The following is an 18,547-nucleotide window of genomic DNA, read 5'->3' on the forward strand; positions in this document are numbered from 1 at the left end:
TGACCCACGTGAGCGAGCGGGGACGGAGCTATCGATATGTCGGGCCGGCCGAGCTGGAAGCGGCGGTCCGGCCCGGTGACGGCGGGCGTCGCATCGGCTCGGCGGCCGACTTCAGTGGCTGGATCAGGGAGCAGTCGGCGACGGAGCTGACCGAACCGTTCACCTTCGTGGTCGGCCTCGATGGCGTCCTTCGGCTGGCGCCGCGGCGAAGCGAGCACGTGGCCTGCGCCGGTGGCGACATGGTCCTGAGCGCCGGCGAGATCAGCTTCATGCGTGAGGCGGACCAGTGGACCGTGGGCGAGGTCAGCAACCAGTCCACCGGCTACTGCCCGGACGTCACCTCCTGGACGGAGGTCGCCCGCGCCCTGGACGCAGTAGAGCTCCGGCGGCCCTCCGGCTTCACCCACGAGGTGGTGTTCCGGCTGTGCCCCGACTGCCAGGAGCACAACATCGTCCGTGAGGACGACTTCGTCTGCGTCTTCTGCGGCAGCGATCTGCCCACGGCGTGGAACGCTGACTCCACGGCGTAACGCCAGGGCGGCACCGCCGACGAACGACGATCGGACGCCGATAGCCCGCGCTGGGACAGGACGTTGAACTCCGCAGTCCGCCGACATTCCACCCGCAGCCCCGCCCTGGGCCGCCCATGGGAACCCCGGCACTGCGACCACGGTTCCGACCGGTTGATCACCGACCGGCAAAGCCGGGCGCCCCCACCTTCCCAGGGCTTGTGACCTGCGGCTATCGTTTCGCCGCTGCCGTACGGACGCACGTGAAGCCGTCCATTCGCCTTGGGGGAGGGGATCGGCAGCCATCCATTCGCCATGGGGGCACATTTGAACCTGCGTACGCGCCGCAGATCCGCGGCGCTCACCACCGCCGCCGCACTCGCGGCAGGCCTCATCGCCGCGCTTCCCGCGCCGGCCGACGCCGTTCCCGCCAACTGGCCGGCCACCGACGGCAAGCTGCTCTACACGGACGTCGGCGACGAGATGGCGTTCGTCCGCCCCGACGGGTCGTCGTGGGCCCAGTTCCACCCGACCGGACACCAGGGTGCCTGGTCCGCCGACGGCAGCCAGATCGCCTTCGTGAACCCTCATGACGACCATCTCCGGACGGCTTGGGCAGACTCCGAGGACACCGGTGTCGACATCGCCATGCCGTCGGGCAGCGGCTGGCATCCCGCCGATCCGACCTTCTGGTACGGCGGCGGCGACATCGTTTTCACGGCCGGCGGCCGGCTGCGACTGACCGCGGCTGACGGCAGCCGCACACCGAAGGCCCTGTTCGGCACGGATGTCGACGGCTGCGACTCCGAGCCCAGCGGTGCGGTGAACGGCATGCTGGCCTTCGTCCGCACCGGCACGAGCTGCGGGACCGCGGGCGCCCCTGCCGTCTGGGTCTACAACGGCCGCTCCGGGGCGTTTACCAAGCTGGCAGACGACGCCAAGGACCCGAGCATCTCCCCGGACGGCCGGTCGGTGGCCTTCACCCGGTCGATCGACGGGCACCGGCAACTGTTCAAGGTCAGCACCGACGGCACCGGACTCACCCAGCTCACCACGGACGCTGTGGACCACGATCGGCCCGCCTGGTCCCCGCAGGGAAACCGGATCGCCTACGACGCCCACATCTCGGGCGACCCCTACGTCGCCGACGGACCCCAGGTGCGCATCCACGACCTCGGCACGGGCACGCAGACGCGGGTACCCCAGGGCACCGGCACCGACGTGGCCTGGCAGCCGCTGAGGAACAACGCGATCTCTCGGGTCTACGGTTCCGACACCTATGGCACCAACATCGCGTCGTCCAAGTGGACCTGGAACACGGTCGGCGCCGGCGCCACCGGCCTGCCGAACGCGAACGCGGCCGTCCTCATCAGCAAGTCCGACGCCGCCTACGCCTCCACCGCGACATCGCTGGCGGGCAAGAAGCGGGGACCGGTGCTGATGACCTCCGGGACGGGCCTGGACTCCTCGGTGCAGACGGAGCTCAAGCGCATGCTGCCCAAGGGCAAGACGGTGTACCTGGTCGGCGGCACCAAGATCCTCAGCAGCGCGGTGGCGACCAAGGTGACCGCGCTCGGGTACGTGGCCAAGCGGCTGTCCGATGCCTCGCGCTACTCGACCTCGGTGGCCGTGGCCAAGGCCGTCACCAGCACGCCGAAGTACGTCTTCCTGGCGACCGGCACCGACTACCACAACGCCCTCACGGCGAGTTCCGCCGCCGGCTCAATGGGCTCAGCCGGGACCGCGACCGTCCTGCTGACCGAGGGTGCGACCATGACCGCGTCGGTCTACGGGTACCTCAACAAGTACAGTCCCGCCACAACGAAGATCATCACGGTGGGGACCGACAGCGAGTCGGCACTGACCAAGGCGTACAAGGCCGGGAAGATGCCGAACTGGCCCGGCTCGTTCAACTACTACCGGGTCACCGGCGCCACACCCCAGTCGAACGCCATGCGACTCGCTGACATGTGGTGGTCGCTGCCGTCGAACGCCGCCGTCGCCTCCGCGGGAAGCTGGCGGGATGGTGTCTCCGCGTCCTCGGCGATGACCACCCACGGCCCGCTGCTGTGGACCGACGTCACCGCGCTGTCGTCCGACACCAAGCGGTACCTGATGCGCATGTCGTCGAGCATGTACCACGTGGCCGTCTTCGGCGGCTCGGGCTCGGTCGAGGCCCCCGTCATCCCCAAGATCGGCGCGGCCATCGGCGTAGGCACACACTACGTCTACACGCCCTACTACAAGGGCATGGCCCCACAAACCCCGACCACGCAGACACTACTCGGTGCCACCGGACCGATCCCGACTCCGGACCTCGCGCCCCTCCGGGTAGCGACCACAAGGTAGCCCTCACGGCCGACAGGGCCCCGACCGGTAGAGCCGGTCGGGGCCTTCACCGCAGTCGCTCGGCGGATGCAGCAGGTACACCCGGAAGGCCCCGATTCTCGGAGTAGACGGGACTCAGGCGACCGTACCGAACTCGCTCAGGGGGCGGTCTGGTTGGCGGTGGGATCCGTGGCCTGGCCGGGCACAGGTGTGGCGGTCTGGGGTTGAGTAGGGGCGTTGCGCAACCAGCGGCCGCCAGCGAAGTGGCTCAGGATGTCCGAGCCGAGGACCTTCTTCAGGACGAAGATCGAGGCGATGGATGTCACTGGGATTCCACACAACAGGACGCAGGCGTAGACGTGGTCGCGCAGCACCATCTGGTATCCCACGAGAAGGTAAGCGCCAACGATGGCTGCGGAGACCAGCGATCCGAATGCGGTGGTGGCGCCTTCGACGTAGATCCGGATGCGTTCGGTACGGGCCGGATAGTTGAGGGCTTTGAGCGCGAACTTGAGTTGCTTTTTCGTCGTGCCTTTCAGCTTGCGGGACAGTTCGATAATGACTTCGAGTTGAGCTTTGGCCTCGTCGTCGATAGCCAAGGGCGGAGTCAATGGGCCTCGCTGGTGTCGGTCGTTGTCACGTCGGATGCCAACCTGCGCAGGACACGGGCCAAAGGGTGCTGGGGCCCGGCGACAGCCATGACCCGCGCGAGCGACAAACTGCGCTCCCGGCCGCCCGCCTTGGCGGCGTGCGCCTCGGCCGGCTGTTCCGCGTCCGCGTACTCGGTCACGATCGTGGCGAGGATGGCGCTCGTCAGTTCGGGACTGTTCTTGCTGCGCTCGATGAGTTCGCGGTCTTCCAGATCGGCCACGCGCTCCCGGGCCAGTCCTTCCAGCAGCTCTTTCATGTGATGGTGGTGCAGTTGCTGCTGGGTGGCGCGGCGGCTGATGGAGCGGCGCAGTCCGGCGAAGAAGGAGATGATCAGTGAGGTGGCGGCGATGGAGGCAGTCGCTACGACGATCAATGGCCACTCGATGCCGAAAGCCAGCGGTGGCACGCACAACGCGGTCAGTACCGCGGAGACGAAGCTGACGCGCACCGTGGCGATCCGCAGTACGGGCAGATCGTCGGGAACCGCGGTTGCCTCGGTCGCGGGCAGCCGGTCCAGCTCGGCCAGCAGAGCCTCGGCGCCTTCGGTGAAATTGCGCGGTGTGACAGTTGTGCGCGGGGGGCGCGCGGGAAGTACTCGTGCGCTCGGATCGAGGATCGCGAACATCCCAGTGAGTAGACTTTCCTGATTCATCAGCACCCCCCGAGGCTCCAGCATATGTACCCACCGTTCATCATCGACAACCCTGAGTGAAATTTCAGGGCGTGAAGCCAACGTAGCGAAGTGGGTCGAGGTTGCGGGCTGAAAGCCGAAGAGTTACTGCTGGCAAGAACTGGCAAACGCAACTCATTTTCGAAGAAACCTCACTGCCCCCGTCCACTGCTTCGCTTTTGATTGCAAAAGACAGAAACTGACCGCAAGGGTCCGCATCACGATCGCTGACCTTGCGGCGCACCACTGCCGGAGCTGTGACCCACGCCGAACTGCAGTGGGTCGCCGCGCCCGGCCCCGCAGTGCGACACCCACAGCACCCCACGGAACCCGTGCTGAGCTGGCACCAATTCTGCTGGTGTGAACTTCGCGTTGTGCGGTGGGGAAGGGGGCCAGGTGTACCGGGTTCTCGCCGAGAGTGGGCCGGCCATGGGGGGGGGTGCCTCTATGTCTTTCGTCAAGTGAGGCGTGGGGTTCTGGGTTCGTAGAGGGTGCCGTCGCGGAGCATCGCGAACAGCACGTTGATCCGCTGGCGGGCCAGGCGGAGGAGTGCCTGGGTGTGGGTCTTGCCGCGGGCCCGGCAGCGGTCGTAGTAGGTGCGGGAGGCGGGATCGTGCAGGGCGGCGAACGCGGACAGGAACATCGCGCGTTTGAGTTGTCGGTTGCCGCCTCTGGGCGCGTGTTCGCTGTGGATCGAGGTCCCCGACGACTTTGTCGTCGGGGCGAGGCCGGCGTAGGAGGCCAGGTGGGCGGGGGTGGGGAAGCTGGTGCCGTCGCCGACGGTGACCAGCAGAACAGCGGCGGTCCTGACCGCGACCCCCGGAATCGGGGTCAGGACCGCGGAAAGAGGGTGAGCCTCCAGCAGCTGCCCGATCTGCGCTTCCAGGGCCCGTCGCTGTTCGTGGACGGCCGCGAGCGAACCGGCCAGGGACGGGATCACGAGGTCGAGGGTGCCGGTGCCCGGGACCACGACGGTCTGCTCGTCGAGCGCGTCGAACACCTCGTCGATCAGCCGCTGGGCCATGCGCGGAGCCTTGGGCCGGATCACCTCAACCAGCCTGCGGCGTCCGGCTTTCGGCAGGGCGGCCGGGGATCCGTGGCGTTCCAGCAGCCAGGTCACGGCGGGATGGTCCAGGCGCGGGCCCAGGACCCGCTCCAGGCTGGGGTGGAACTGGGTGAGCAGGCCGCGTATCCGGTTGGAGGTGCGGGTCGCCTCGGCCGCGAGGTCCTGGTCGAAGCCCACCAGAACGGTCAGTTCGGCGGTGATCTCGTCGGTCAGTTCCAGCGAGCGCAGGGTGTGCGGCATGGCCCGGGCGGCGTCCGCGATCACCGCGGCGTCCTTCGCGTCGGTCTTCGCCTCGCCCGGGTAGAGATCGGCGATCCGCCGCATCGAGAGTCCGGGCAGGTAGGCGACCCTGCAGCCGGCGGCCCGGGCGACCGTCAGGGGCAGGGCTCCGATCGAGGCGGGCTGGTCCACGATCGCCAGCACGGTGCCGGACTTCGCCGTCAGCTTGTCGAAGACGGCCCGCAGTTTCGGCTCGCTGTTGGGCAGCTGCTTGTCGAAGACCTTCTTGCCGGCCGGGGTCAGCCCGTGCCCGTGATGGGCGCTTTTGCCGACGTCCAGGCCGAGGAAGACGCCCACGTCGTCGATGTCGTCCAACCCATCCTCCCGAACAGGGTTCATGTGGTGCTGGCCCAGGCGTTGGCGTCGTGCGCGCATCCACGTTATGCAGACCTGCCGCCGACAAGCGGCCCGGCGTTGCACCAGGCCAGGCGGTAGTCGGACCTCTCATCAGCGTCTCCCACGGCGCCTCTCGGGCCCGGTGGCACCACCCCGCAGGTCATCGGTTCGACAGGGGGGACCAGCCATGCCGGGCCCGGAGGCCAGCGGCCCTCTTGCAGGACCGCGAAAAACATAACGGGGGAGGGGGGCCGTACGACCGACCCGGCGACGTGGCTGCGTACACCGGAGAACCTGAAACGGCTTGCCGCCGTCACTCGCACGGCCAATGCCCGCCGCCGCGCGTTCGAGGCCCGGCCAAGGCCGGAGCAGCCTGCCGATACGGTCAAGCCCGCCGACCAGCAGCTGACCGACAACGCCTGGCCCTACGTATCAGGTTCTGCCCACCAGACGGACGCAGGGGACCGGTGTGCCCTGGCCGCATGACGTGCACGTCGCGCTCCCCCCGTCGTACGAGCACGGTGACCGCAGCTACCCCGTCCTCTGGGTGACGGATGCTTCCCTCAGCTTCCCGCTCGTCATCGGCCTGATGAACTGGCTCCACACCGTGCAGGAGATCGCCGAGCTCATCGTGATCGGCCTCGGCGCTCCCGCCGAGAGCGATTCCGCCGAGTTCGGCGCGCGTCGAACACACGACTTCTATCCGATGCCGAGATGGGTGAATGCAGGACCCGGCGGCGCACGCATGGAAGCACTGTCCAGCGAAACGCCGACGGGCGGTGGCGGCGCCGATGCGCTGCTGTCGTTCCTGGTCGACGAGTTGCGCCCGCGGCTGGCGACCGAGTTCCGGTTCGACGACGACCACGGTCTCGTGGGCTTCTCCGGCGGCGGACACTTCGTCGGCTACGCGCTTCTCTCCCGGCCGGCGGCCTTCGGCCGCTATTTAACCAGCAGCCCTGCCCTCAGCGGATGTGAGGATCTGCTGTTCGCGCTGGAGGCCGACTACGCCATGACTCACGACGACCTGGCGGCGAAGGTGTTCCTCGGCGCGGGCGAGGCGGAGCTCACCGATCCTTATGTGGCCGCCGCCGACATTGTCGGGTCGATGACCCGCATGTCGCAGCTGCTGCGACTGCGCGACTACCCGTCCCTGGAGCTCACCTCCCGCCTGTACCCCAGGCAGACCCACGGGTCGGCGTTGTCGTATGCGTTGAACGAGGGCCTGCGCACGCTGTACCCCCTCACCACTCCCAGCGTCGGATGAGCAGATCCACAGCAGCGTGGGCCAGTGGCGCCGTTCACCGGAACGCCCATCCCGCCCAAGGCCCGGAGACCAAGGGCGGGAGGGGTGCAGTCACCACGTGATCGCCTGGGCGATTGCGAGTCGGCCATGTCGACGAGCCAGTTGGTCGCCCTGCTCCCGGATGGACAAGAGGCTACCGACCATGGCCCGCTTTCTGGCTGTGACCAGGCGCCATTTGGAACAAACCCATCTGCTCCGACCAGAGCGGCCGGGAGGAGGGGTCAGCAGTTCTTGACGTACCAGATGGGGGCGTAGTCGTAGTAGAGGACGAGCCAGTAGTCGTCGGGCCCGTTGGAACCGGGGGCAGTGCTGACGACAGTGTGATTGACGTCCATGAACCAGGCTTGCTGGCCAGGAGTCTGACGGTTGACCCAGGAGCCCCAGCCGTTCCAGCTGTTGAGGCTGTACGTACTGCAGTTGTAAAGGTCGAACCTCGTCCCGGTCTGATTCGGGCCGGTGTACAGACACAGGTTGCCGTAGGCGCAGTCCTTGCCGCCGTTGTTGGCACTCGGGTGGCCGGTGACGCCGATGATGGACGCACCGCTGTTGTCGGCTGCGGGCGCTGTCGTCGTCGCCGAGGCAGTGCCCGAGAGGCCGATGAGGAAGGCCAGAGAGGCCGCTGCTGACGCGGCCGCCTTACGTAGGGCCATGGTGAACTTATCCCCGTTTTCGATGGCGCCTGGCCTCAGGCCAGGCGCGTGTCGGTCAGTTCCGACTCTTCGGTGTTCCGCCGGAGGCCTCGCCGAGAGGCCTCCGGCGGACCCGGAGATCAGCGAATGCCGATGTAGCCGCCGCCGTTCATCTGGGCGACTACCGTGACCGTGCCTCCGGCGACCCCGCTGCAGGTCCACGACCTGGGCGGATCGATCGCACGGTAGGTCCCGTAACACTGGTAGGAGCCTGCACCGTTGATCAGGTCCCAGCGGTGAACGGCCGTGCCGCTGCCGTATTCATCGAGGTCGATCGAGATGGTGCCACCGGGGAACCCGGTGACCTGGAACGAACAGGTCGGCGCGGGTGGGCAGTTCCTTGTCGCCAGCACGGTCGTCTCTCCAGCGGCCGCGGGTCCGGCGAGCGTCGTGCCCACCAGTGACACTGCGGCGACTGCTCCCCCTGCAAGTTTCGTGCGGAGCTTCACGTGTATCCCCACTGATTCGACGGTCAGGAGTCGCGGGTGGCCACCGCTGATTGACTGGTTGACGGTTGTAGCATAAGAGGATGCGTGCAGTGGCCAACAGTGCCTCACCGGCCAATCGGCAGCGCTTTCTGCGCCGGAGGGCGGAATGTGCTGAAACACGTCGAAGAGTCCGTCTTCGAAGATCACCGGGTGGTGGATCATGGTGGGGCGATACGTCGTCATGAACTCACTGATCAGGAGTGGGAGTTACTGACTTCGGCTCGTCAAGGTGATGCGGGTTCGTCGAGGGTCAGGCCGGTTCCGGCTATGAAGCCGTCGAGGGTGTCGGGCCGGTACTGAAGGCGTTTGAGCCGGTTGCGGACGAGTGCCTCGAGGCGGTCGAGAGCGACAACGGCGAGGTTGGCCAGGCTGCGTCTGACGTGTGCCCATACCCACTCGACGGGGTTGAGGTCGGGTGAGTAGGCGGGCAGCAGGAACACCGCCAGCCACTCGCGCTCGGCGATCAGCTCACGCATGGCGTGGGAGACGTGGGTGTTCAGGCGGTCCCAGATCAGCACGATCGGTGCCTTGACGAGCTGGTGGACGCCGTCGACGAGTGCGATGAAGTCCCGCTCGCCCATGCTGCGGCGCTTTCCTTTGCCCGCTCGGTGGGTGCGCAGACGGTGGCACAGCCGGGTCCGCGAGCCCGGCCGCATCGCGATCAGCCCGGCCACCGACAGACGCCCAGAGCGGCGCCCACTGACAGTCACGACCGGCGTGCGCCCGCGCCGGCCCCAGGTTCGACCTCGGGGCGGCTTCCGGGTGAACCCTGCTTCATCCTCGAAGCAGATGTAGCCCCCGCAGGCCGCCCGGACTCTTTTACCTCGGCCCAGGTCACCTCCTTTCACGCAGTGACGGCCTGCTCGTCGCGTTCTGCGACCCTGCGTGCGGGGACCTGCGGACTGAAGCCGAGCCGGTGCATCAACCGGGTAGCTCCGGAGACGCTGTAGGAGACGTGGAACTTCCTGCCGATCAGCGTGGCCACCCTCGCCGCGGTCCACACCTGGTCCTCCACCCAGCCGTGGGCGGCAGGGCCCTCATCGAGGTACGCGGCCAGTTTCTCCAGACAGCGTGGCGACAGTCGGCAGCGAGATCCGCTCGGCCCACGGGAGGCCAGAGCCCGCACGCCGCCGTCCCGCCACAAGTGGTGCCACTGGTAAGCCGACTTCGGGCTCACTCGCAGGCGCCGTGCGACCTCCGGCGGCTTGATCTCCTGCTCGAACAACTCAGCCGCCTGCATCCGTACCGACTCCCGGCGGCGACGCCCCGCAGCGGTCAACCCGCCCCCATCACCGTATTTCACACACCATGGGATACAGCCACCACTCCGAGCCCATCAGAAGCTTCGCCAAGGTTCACCCTGACGAGCCGAAGTCAGTAGCGTGGACGGGCGGCTGGCGGGCGCGCAATGCCTGACCAGAGGTTTCCTGTTGCCGCTTCTCCGGGCGTGGTCAAGGCGGTGGATCGGCTGGGCTGGGACGCGCAGCATGTCCACCCCGATCTGGCACTTGTCCGCCTCCGGCGTCGTCCGCGCATCATGGCCATCTGCCCACCGTCCGGCAGCGCAGGGTAGCCATCCCCTTGGGGTGCGCCGCCCCACCCCACAGGATGCGTAGGGTCGTTGACTGGCGCGGCGCGCACTGGTCAACGACCGGTGTCCGCTTTCGTCGTACAGACTCCTGGCAGCTATGGCCGCTCGCAGTACTCGTCTCCGCGCTGGACGGCGCACCAGACGAGGGCGTCGCCGAGACCGTCTGCGTCAAGGAGTCCGACCTGCACCCATCCGGCCCCTCCGGGCACGTCTGCCTCGAGTTTGATCTCCCGGGCAACGGGCCCGTTGCACACTTGGCCCGTCTTTCCGGCGTCCAGGAGTCCGGTGTTCGCCAACGCGACTGCATCTCCGTGACGGCATCCCGTGCCGCTCAAGCCTCGGATTTGGCCCCGGACGGTGACCGACCGGTTGTGGAAGTCGACTGTGCCGCGGAAGTACGTCGCGCCATATTTGAGATCGAACGAGGCCAGCTCGTCAGCAGCCGCGCTGGGCGCGCCAGCCAAGGTCAATCCCGCGGTGGCCACGAGCGTAGCTGCGATCGCAGTCGCTCTTCTCGCTGTGACTCTCATGGCTGGAAGCAAGTCAACCCCCTATTTTCTGCACCGTTGTTGAGAGCTCTCGGCCGCCGAGTCCGGCCCAGTCCAAGCTACAGGTCTGTCGCGTAATTGCCTGGTCATGAGCGGAGTGAATGCCGGCCACAGGCGCGGCCCTGGGAGGTTGGCGCCTCCGCCCGGTCCTCCGGGGCCGGCCCCTGCACCACACCGGGTGCCGCTGCCATCCCTGACGCTCACCCGGGCCAAGGCCGTCCGGCAGGGCGCCGTGGGACGCCGTGATGGCGCCGGGTTGGGCGCGCAGGGACGGCCGGGTCACCCCGGCCGGGTGATCGGTACGCATACCGGCCGGGGCCATGCGACGGACCGGCTGGCGCCGCTGCTGCTGGTGTTGGAGGCGCGAGAGGACGGCCGGGTCCGGCAGTGCGGCGGCGACTCGGGCCTGGCGAAGAAGTCCTTGATCTTCTCCTTGTAGGAGCGCTTGTCGTCGCTGTCGTCTGTGTCCGGCGGGCCCTTGGCGTCGTCCGTCCCGGTGCCGTCCTTCGCGGTCCTGTCATCAGAGCTGTCGGACGGCTTCTGGTTCGGGGGGCTCTACGAGTCCGGTGCAATGAGCTGCGGGAGATCTCGAAGGAGACCGGGACGACGCTGCCTGAGTGGATGCCCCGCCGCCCGCGGTGGCGGCTCCGGGGGGCGGGGTCGTTATCCGAAGAAGAGAGCGACATTCTTGTCGACGCAGATACGCAACACGGCTACCAGCCGCTGAGCGTCCTCGACGTGTCGTTCCATGCCCACATCGCGAGACTCTTCCCACCCAAGGGTGTGTCAATTTAACGGCTGATCTTGTTTGTTGAGTGGTCAGTTGTTGCTCGGGGTCAGGCGGCCCTCGAAGGCGATCTGGAACGCGTTGAGAGGCGCCTTCCAGCGCATGGTCCACCGCTTGCGGCCCTTCCCGGTCGGGTCCAGGCTCATCAGGGCCATGTAGATGCACTTGAGGGCGGCGGCCTCGTTGGGGAAGTGCCCGCGGGCGCGGACGGACCTGCGGATGCGTGCGTTGACGCTCTCGATCGCGTTCGTGCTGCAGATGACCTTGCGGATCTCGACGTCGAAGGCGAGGAAAGGCACGAACTCGGCCCAGGCGTCCGACCACAGCTTCACGATCGCCGGATACTTCCGGCCCCAGGAGTCCTGGAACTCTAGGAAGCGCTCCGTCGCGGCGTCCTCGCTGGGTGCGGTGTAGACGGGTTTGAGGGCTCCTGCGACCTTGTCCCAGTCCTGGCGGGCGGCGTATCGGAACGAGTTCCGCAGCAGGTGAACGATGCATGTCTGGACGATTGTGCGAGGCCAGACGGTCTCCACGGCCTCGGGGAGTCCTTTGAGCCCGTCGCAGACCAGCATGAGCACGTCGTCCAGGCCGCGGTTCTTCAGCTCGGTGAACACGTGCAGCCAGTACTTGGCTCCCTCGCCGCCGTCGCCGGCCCAGATGCCGAGGATGTCGCGGGTGCCGTCCACTGTCACCGCCATCACCACGTAGATGGGACGGTTCGCGACCTTCCCGTCCCTGATCTTGACGTTGATGGCGTCCACGAACAGGACCGGGTAGACGCGGTCGAGGGGACGGTTCTGCCATTCGGCCATGCCCTCCATCACTTGGTCGGTGATGGTGGAGACGGTCTGCTTGGACACCTCGGCGCCGTAGACCTCGGCGAGATGAGCCGATATCTCTCCGTGCGTGAGGCCCTTCGCGGACAAGGAGAGCACCATCTCGTCGATGCCGGTCAGGCGTCGCTGTCGCTTCTTGACGATCTGCGGCTCGAAGCTGCCGGCCGTGTCGCGGGGGACCTTCACTTCCACCGGCCCCACGTCGGTCAGCACGGTCTTGGCCCGGCTCCCGTTGCGGGAGTTGCCGCTGCCCCGGCCGACAGCATCGTGGCGTTCATAGCCGAGGTGATCGGTGATCTCACCTTCCAGAGCAGATTCCAGGACCCGCTTGGTCAGCTGCTGCAGCAGCCCGCCCTGCCCGGTCAGCTGCAGACCTTCAGACCGGGCCCGTTCCACCAGCATCGCGACCAGTTGCTCGTCAGACGCGGGCGCAGGCTGCCCGGCGGGGGCACTCTCGACAGGTTCCACGTTCTCCAACTCCACGGCGGTGTCAGTCACTTGACGTCTCTCCCATGATCGTCGGATCCGCCGTTAGATTTACACTCCCGCCTTTCCGGGGACCGCATCCTGGAAGGCCCTGGACGATGTACGTGCCGCCAGGGGGGTGTGCCGAACATCGTCAATGACCCACTTGCTCAACGATCAGATCTATTGCTCAGCTTCCTTGGTGCTGCTGACGCTCTCGAAGTCGCCGCACGTGCCTGGCGTACTGCCCAGCGTGCGATCTTTGGGCGCGGTCGATTGAGAGTGCCTGGGAATCTGCCGCGTGCTCGTACAGCTCAAGCTCGTAGGAGTCCGTGTTCGCCTCGACAAGTCTTGCCAGGGCATCCCGGTCCTGCTCGGCTGTCGGACGCGTTCGTACCTCGTTCCTCCACAGCTGACCGCTCGCCTCGGCTTCGTCCATCTCGCCAATATATGTGCGGGCGGCAGTGCGTGACGTTCGCCCGGAGCAAGATCTCGCGGTGCCCTGGTTGTGGGGCTACTACCGGTTCCGCCCTGGACTGGCTGTACAACGCGCAGCCTGTCCGGGTGAGGTACCGCGGGTCAGGTGCGGGGGGCGCATCGTACTGCTGTGGTGATGGCAATGCCGGGCAGTGCGAGGGTGACGGCGGAGAGCGTGTATGCCAGCCAGGGCGCCATGGGTGTCCAGTGGTTCCAGGGGATCCCGACGGCGCTCCCGCCGGCGACGGCGAGGAGTCCTCCGACGGCTACGGCTGTCCTGGCTGCGATTCGTACGCGGTGGTTCAGGTGGATTTCGTCGCGCCAGTGGGCAGGCCATTCAGCCGCGGTGATGCCGTTGGGCAGCGGGGTGGGCGCTGCCGGGGCAGTGGGGAGGGCGCTGCCGGGGCAGTGGGGAGGGGCTTCCACCAGACGAAGAAGATGGTGGCCATGAAGGCGAGGCCACCGCCATAGATGAGTGCATTGGCCCAGGGGCTGACCTGGCGCTCGAGCACCGAGTTGTTGAACCCGTCGGCGGACACGATCACCATCAACATGGAGAACTGCGCGGCGAATTGAATCAGACCACGGAAGAAGCGGACTTCACCGTGCTTGTTGCGGTCGTATGCCGGCAGGAGCCAGGCAAGGGCGACCACGACGATCAGCGCGTCTGTGGCGAGGATGGCCCCGGAGAACAGCTGTTCCGTGATGGCGCGGGAGCACACGAGTTCGCCGGCGGTAAGGGCGTACAGGTAAGAGGCTGTCGCGAGGCCGATGAAGCAGGGGAGGAAGAGCTTCAGGCCTCGTGAGGCGTGGCCGTCCCCGCCGGGAGCATTCTTCTGGCCGATCACGGTCACCAGGCCTGCGAAGACGAAGCCGGCCATGATGCCGCAGAACGCGCTCATTGCCCCGGCCGAGGCGATGGAGCTCCAGTCGATGCCGTCGGTACCTAAGAGGCAGGTGTCGGGAGTGAAGCGCGGGTGCTCCCTGAGAAGAGTCATAGCCGCTGATGGTGACAGCCTGGCTCCTTCTGCACATCCGAGTCAGCGCAAATAGTGACAATGCGACGGAGCTACTTGACGTGACGACGTGACGTGAGGTCGCCGTGCGAGGGGCAAACGCCGCTCCCGCTCGAAGATTGGGGGCCTGCCTGGGTGATGTCGTTCTGCGGTACATAACACTTCCAGCCAGCGTGACGCTCACGGTGGTGAGCGCGGTCGCGCCTCCCATCACGCTCCGAGTGCGGAGCGGTCTGAAGGGCTGGTGAGGCTCAGCCGCTAACCCGTGAGGTGTCCAGGGACCGGGCGAAGTCGGCGAGGGCGTGGAAGTCATTCTCCCGTAGGCCGATCCGCGGGTTGACGTGGTGGAGGAGCCCGGGGCCTTGGTGGTGGGTGGTCACGTAGGTCTGATCCAGCTCGCTCTGCTCGTCGTCCACCCAGGCGAAAGGACGGCCGCCTGCGTAGTTCACCAGCGGTCCGGTCTTCCAGTGGACTCCGTCAGGGCGTTCTTGGAGTAGGGCGTCGCCGAACTCGACGAAGGGAAGTTCCGGGAGGCCGAGAACCGGTGCGATCCACCGGTTGGCGTCGTCCATCCATGTGGTGGCCCAGCACAGCTCGAAGCCGAGCTGGAGCAGGATGTGTCCGTGCTCTGGGTTGAGCCAGACTCGTAGGGGGCGTCGTCGGGACGATAGGCCCGTATCGTGCTGTCGGGCGCCGTTCTGGGGAACTCTGAGTGTGGTGTAGCCGTCGGGGCGCCTCTCCGGCTTGGCTGCATAGGGGTTGAGTGGCCCGTCCACGTCGAGGAACAGCAGCGGTCGGTTCACGGTTACCCCGGGTCTTGCGCGCTGTGGACTGCCCTGATCAGGGTAGCTGCGCGAGCGTCTCGCCACGGAGTCAGCCTGAGTGATGATCACAATGTGGCGAGTGTGATCACGGCATCGGAGCCGTCGGTCACGATGGCGGTCACGTGAGTGTCGGGCTGACGCCGAGTCGTCCTGGGACTTGATCCCTATGTCCAGAGCGGTGATGCCCGACGCTCTCGTGACTGCCACCATCGCCAACACTGCCCGCTTGATCACTCTTTGGTGTCTGTGGTGCGAGCCCGTTGCATGGTGACCCCTCGTGATACCCGAGCCACTTCAGCTCCAACGCAGACCGGGGCCCATGCGGTGAGCTGGTGCCACGAACAGCTGCTGAGGTGGCGGACCGACCTCGTGTCGAGTCCTTGGATTAGGTCGCTGCGTGGTTCCGCATGAGCTCGTGACCAGTACGAACACCCGAGCACAGGGAGGGGGAGATCTTGATCTACTGCGGCATCGACTGGGCGGAGAAGACGCACGAAGTCGCCCTGGTCGGCGGACGCGAGGTCCGCCAGGTGGAGAAGTACTTCCTCACCCGCATCTCCGCGGCCGACGTCGACCCGGCTGGCGCCACACAGCCCGACAACATCCGCGAGCACCGCTGGTGGACCCTCGCCGAACTGCGCGCCACGACCGAGACGGTCTATCCGCTCGGTCTCGCCGACCTGGTCACCAACGTCCTCAAAAACGGTGCACCCCTGCGCCCCGTCGTCCTGAACGGATGAGCTTTCCCCGCTCGGCGCGGCGGAGCAGACTGCGGGCGTGACTGAGAACTAGGGTCCGTCTTCAAACGGATCTTGCCCAGAGCAGGATTGATGCGAGTGTGACCGCCGCTTCGTAGGAGGTGGCGGTCTTCTCGTATCGGGTGGCGATGCCGCGGAAGGCCTTGAGTCGGTTGAAGCATCGTTCGACAATGTTGCGTTGGCGGTAGATCTGCCGGTCGAACGTTGGCGGTCGCCCGCCGCGACGGCCGCGATTGCGGCGGTGTCGCTGCTGGTCGGTCTTCTCCGGGATGGTGTGGCCGATGCCGCGTTTGCGCAGGTAGGCGCGGAAGCTGCGGGAGCTGTAGGCCTTGTCTGCGATGACCTGGTCGGGCCGGCAGCGGGGTCGGCCCGGGCCGGTGCGGGGGACACGGATGCGCTCCAGAAGAGGTCGCGCGCAGATGCTGTCGTGGCGTTGGCCTGGTGTCACCAGGACGGCGAGGGGGCGGCCCTTGCCGTCGCAGGCGAGATGGATTTTGGTGGTCAGTCCGCCTCGGGATCGGCCGAGGGCGTGATCGTCCGGTTCGTCCGGGCTGTTGGTCCCCTTTTTCGGCCGGTGGCGGCGGCGTGCTGGTGGGCGCGGACGATGGTGGAGTCGATCTGGACGAGCCAGTCGATGTCGCTGGCCGCGTCCGCGCCGGCTTGGATCTGCTGCAGGGCTCGGGTGAACACGCCGTCCAGGGCGTAGCGGCGGAAGCGGGTGTAGACTGTCTGCCAGGGGCCGTAGCGTTCCGGCAGGTCACGCCAGGAGATCCCGGTCCGGATCTTGTAGACCATCCCGTTGATGACCTGCCGGTCCGCCACCCGCGGCCGGCCTGTCGCAGCCCGCGGTATCAGCGGAGCGAGTAACTCCCACTCCTGGTCAGTGAGTTCATGACGACGTATCACCCCACCATGATCCACCACTCAATGATCTTTGAAGACGGGCCCTAGCCCGGCCGAATCCCGTGACGTCGACACCGACCGGTAGAGCGCCTAGTGTCTCCCGCGCACGCGCCTAGCTAGGCAGTGTCTGATAAATGATCACGGACTGGTTTCGCTGATCCTCTGGCTCCGCGAAACCAGTCCGTGATCATTTATCCCCCTAGCGATATGGACGCCCCCGTCCTCCAATTCCGGGAGGCGGGGGCGCTGCGGTGTGCGAGGTCTGGCAGTGTCAGGTCTGGCACTGCGAGGTGGCCGCGCTGGACCAGTTCGACCAGGCTCCCCCCGCCGGCCTCACGTGGACGCGGATCGTGACTTTGGTCGTGTCACAGAGGCGGGTCGTGGAGGCGATGGCGATCGGGCCGATGGTGGAACGCCGCTCCACGATGATCCGACTGCCGCCCATTTTGTCCCAGTAGCTGCCATCCGTAGTCGAGTACGCCTCGTACTCGACCCACGAGGCGTGGGCACGGGAGTTGGTGAGGAGGACGTGAGCGGTGATGTCGCGCCAGTAGATCCGCCCGTCGTTCCATCGTTCGGCGGAGATACAGCCCCGGGCGCCGATGTTCTGCGTCGAGACGCCGCCTCCGCAGGCAACGGCAGCGGCGTGGGCGTCCGCCGGCAATACCAACGCGGTCAGCAGGGCTCCTCCTGCTGTGGCGACAAGGCGTTTCAGTTTCATGGGTCCCTCTCGGTCTGGGTGTGACGAAGTCCACACTGCCCTCACCGTCGTGCGGAGGCGACCGCCTCAGATCGGGCAGTGAACGTTGCTGCCGTTGTCCGGTAACAGGACTCAATCACGCGTGGACCTCGCGCCGGAAAGCATTCGAGCCAGTTCAAATCCAGGGCGACGACTGCTAGCGTCGGGGCGGTGCTCACTCTGCGGGTAGACGCCGACACAGTGTCCAGGACACGGCTGGCCCCTTCCCCCGCGTCGGAGTCCATGGCGTGGCTGAAACTCACTGCCGCGTCGAGACGGCACCCGGTGTTCGGACATCCCGGACCACTCGCCCGCGCGTCACTTGCCCATCCCGACGTTGCCCTGCTCGCGGACCTGTTGCCGCAGAACGGCGACACCTACATACCCGACCTGCTCACCCCTCAGCCAGGGACGGACGCACAGCGCCGTGACCTGATCGACGAGCAGATCGCGCAGATCGAGGCCACAGCGCAGGACGACCTCCTAACCCAGGTCTTCACTCACACCCGGACCCACTGGAACAGGCCGCTGCTGGCCACAACCCGCCGGATCGCGGAGTCGGGGCGTATGCAGCGGCATCTCGCCAACGGTCTCGCCCGGTTCTGGCGCGAAGCCCTGGCCGATGGCTGGCCCGAACTAAGCTCGATCCTTGATCAGGACATCGCCCACCGCGGGACGGCCATCGCCACCCAGGGCGTCGGCCGGGTGATCGGAGCACTTCATCCCGACATGGCCTGGGCAGGCGACGCGGTCACTCTCGCCACGCCGTGGGACGGTGAAATCGATGTCACCGGCCGGGACCTGGTCCTCGCCCCCAGCGTGCTCAACCGGCCCGACGTCGTCATCCAGGTCGACACCCCCGGGCAGTTCGTCCTCTACTACCCCGCCCAGCGGATCGGAGCCGACCGGGACCGCAGGTCCGGAAGGATCGCGCAGGTGGTCGGCAACACCCGAGCGGCCTTACTGGCGGAGCTCGAAACCGCCCGGTCCACCGCAGAACTCGCCGCCCGGATCGGATGCACGCCAGGGACCGTCTCCTACCACCTCAGCGCCCTGCACCGCGCACGCCTCGTCACCAAGGTCAGAGAGGGGCGCTACGTGTTGTACCGGCGGACCGCACACGCGGCAGGTCTGTTGGAAGCGGCCCGCGTCTAGAAGCAACCCGGGCGGCACGACGGCGATATGGGTGAGTACTGCAACGGTGCTTGTTCTGAGTGCTGGGCAGTTTTCAAGGGCTGTGTCCACGGCGCTTGTAGTGACTGAGCCGTGCTTGATATTGCCGTC

The 18,547-nt window shown here is 66.9% G+C and carries 17 protein-coding genes and 1 pseudogene; 6 read left to right on the forward strand and 12 right to left on the reverse strand.

Annotated features, from left to right (window positions below; genetic code table 11):
• Positions 1–8 precede the first annotated feature (8 nt).
• Together ACH41F_RS37360 and ACH41F_RS37365 are read left to right on the forward strand one after the other, a co-directional pair.
• On the forward strand, positions 9–530 hold the full coding sequence (locus tag ACH41F_RS37360; protein WP_398839516.1) for a hypothetical protein: 522 nt from the start codon (positions 9–11) through the stop codon (positions 528–530).
• 306 nt (positions 531–836) lie between these two features.
• Positions 837–2,858: a cell wall-binding repeat-containing protein gene (locus ACH41F_RS37365; RefSeq protein ID WP_398839517.1), complete on the forward strand. Its 2,022-nt coding sequence runs from the start codon at positions 837–839 to the stop codon at positions 2,856–2,858.
• A 137-nt stretch (positions 2,859–2,995) separates the two neighbouring features.
• Here the strand turns inward: ACH41F_RS37365 and ACH41F_RS37370 are convergent, their stop codons facing one another.
• The 3 genes from ACH41F_RS37370 to ACH41F_RS37380 all read right to left on the reverse strand — a co-directional run bounded on the left by ACH41F_RS37370 (position 2,996) and on the right by ACH41F_RS37380 (position 5,818).
• The gene (locus tag ACH41F_RS37370) at positions 2,996–3,436 is read right to left on the reverse strand and encodes a hypothetical protein (protein ID WP_391231507.1); all 441 of its coding nucleotides are present in this window, start codon (positions 3,434–3,436) and stop codon (positions 2,996–2,998) included.
• Between the two features lie 8 nt (positions 3,437–3,444).
• Positions 3,445–4,113: a hypothetical protein gene (locus ACH41F_RS37375; protein ID WP_391231509.1), complete on the reverse strand. Its 669-nt coding sequence runs from the start codon at positions 4,111–4,113 to the stop codon at positions 3,445–3,447.
• Between the two features lie 502 nt (positions 4,114–4,615).
• The gene (locus ACH41F_RS37380; protein ID WP_398839518.1) at positions 4,616–5,818 is read right to left on the reverse strand and encodes an IS110 family transposase; all 1,203 of its coding nucleotides are present in this window, start codon (positions 5,816–5,818) and stop codon (positions 4,616–4,618) included.
• 490 nt (positions 5,819–6,308) lie between these two features.
• On the opposite strand from ACH41F_RS37380, the gene ACH41F_RS37385 reads away from it, so the two are divergent.
• The gene (locus ACH41F_RS37385; RefSeq protein WP_398839519.1) at positions 6,309–7,103 is read left to right on the forward strand and encodes an alpha/beta hydrolase; all 795 of its coding nucleotides are present in this window, start codon (positions 6,309–6,311) and stop codon (positions 7,101–7,103) included.
• A gap of 260 nt (positions 7,104–7,363) precedes the next feature.
• On the opposite strand, the gene ACH41F_RS37390 is transcribed toward ACH41F_RS37385, so the two are convergent.
• The 4 genes and pseudogenes from ACH41F_RS37390 to ACH41F_RS37405 form a co-directional block, all read right to left on the reverse strand.
• On the reverse strand, positions 7,364–7,792 hold the full coding sequence (locus ACH41F_RS37390) for a peptidase inhibitor family I36 protein (protein WP_391243287.1): 429 nt from the start codon (positions 7,790–7,792) through the stop codon (positions 7,364–7,366).
• 119 nt (positions 7,793–7,911) lie between these two features.
• A complete protein-coding gene (locus ACH41F_RS37395; protein ID WP_391243284.1) occupies positions 7,912–8,502 on the reverse strand; it encodes a hypothetical protein in 591 nt (196 codons plus the stop codon).
• Between the two features lie 41 nt (positions 8,503–8,543).
• Positions 8,544–9,110: a transposase gene (locus tag ACH41F_RS37400; protein ID WP_398839527.1), complete on the reverse strand. Its 567-nt coding sequence runs from the start codon at positions 9,108–9,110 to the stop codon at positions 8,544–8,546.
• A pseudogene (locus tag ACH41F_RS37405) lies at positions 9,026–9,598 on the reverse strand (winged helix-turn-helix domain-containing protein). Before ACH41F_RS37405 ends, ACH41F_RS37400 begins: the two are co-directional and overlap by 85 nt.
• Positions 9,599–10,750: 1,152 nt before the next feature.
• On the opposite strand from ACH41F_RS37405, the gene ACH41F_RS37410 reads away from it, so the two are divergent.
• On the forward strand, positions 10,751–10,897 hold the full coding sequence (locus tag ACH41F_RS37410) for a hypothetical protein (protein ID WP_398839520.1): 147 nt from the start codon (positions 10,751–10,753) through the stop codon (positions 10,895–10,897).
• 380 nt (positions 10,898–11,277) lie between these two features.
• On the opposite strand, the gene ACH41F_RS37415 is transcribed toward ACH41F_RS37410, so the two are convergent.
• From ACH41F_RS37415 to ACH41F_RS37425, 3 genes are all read right to left on the reverse strand, one after another.
• Positions 11,278–12,483, reverse strand: coding sequence for an IS256 family transposase (locus tag ACH41F_RS37415; protein ID WP_398839528.1), 1,206 nt, complete (start codon positions 12,481–12,483; stop codon positions 11,278–11,280).
• Positions 12,484–13,325: 842 nt separating this feature from the next.
• Positions 13,326–14,021, reverse strand: coding sequence for a hypothetical protein (locus ACH41F_RS37420; protein WP_391243275.1), 696 nt, complete (start codon positions 14,019–14,021; stop codon positions 13,326–13,328).
• A gap of 269 nt (positions 14,022–14,290) precedes the next feature.
• Positions 14,291–14,842, reverse strand: a complete 552-nt coding sequence (locus ACH41F_RS37425; RefSeq protein ID WP_391243272.1) for a hypothetical protein — start codon at positions 14,840–14,842, stop codon at positions 14,291–14,293.
• A 476-nt stretch (positions 14,843–15,318) separates the two neighbouring features.
• On the opposite strand from ACH41F_RS37425, the gene ACH41F_RS37430 reads away from it, so the two are divergent.
• Positions 15,319–15,603: a hypothetical protein gene (locus ACH41F_RS37430; RefSeq protein ID WP_391243268.1), complete on the forward strand. Its 285-nt coding sequence runs from the start codon at positions 15,319–15,321 to the stop codon at positions 15,601–15,603.
• Positions 15,604–15,664: 61 nt separating this feature from the next.
• Here ACH41F_RS37430 and ACH41F_RS37435 read toward each other — a convergent pair.
• Positions 15,665–16,524, reverse strand: a protein-coding gene (locus ACH41F_RS37435) for an IS5 family transposase (protein WP_398839529.1) whose coding sequence is annotated in 2 segments (ribosomal slippage) — positions 15,665–16,176 and positions 16,176–16,524 — 861 coding nt in all. Because the reading frame shifts where the segments join, the coding sequence is not laid out codon by codon here.
• A gap of 271 nt (positions 16,525–16,795) precedes the next feature.
• Entirely contained in the window at positions 16,796–17,245 is a 450-nt protein-coding gene (locus ACH41F_RS37440; RefSeq protein WP_391243265.1) for a hypothetical protein, read from the reverse strand.
• 261 nt (positions 17,246–17,506) lie between these two features.
• Between ACH41F_RS37440 and ACH41F_RS37445 the strand changes: the two genes are divergently transcribed.
• Entirely contained in the window at positions 17,507–18,418 is a 912-nt protein-coding gene (locus tag ACH41F_RS37445; RefSeq protein ID WP_327417523.1) for a helix-turn-helix domain-containing protein, read from the forward strand.
• Positions 18,419–18,547 lie beyond the last annotated feature (129 nt).

It is taken from the genome of Streptomyces sp. NPDC020489 (genome assembly GCF_044386545.1).
Lineage (GTDB): Bacteria > Actinomycetota > Actinomycetes > Streptomycetales > Streptomycetaceae > Streptomyces.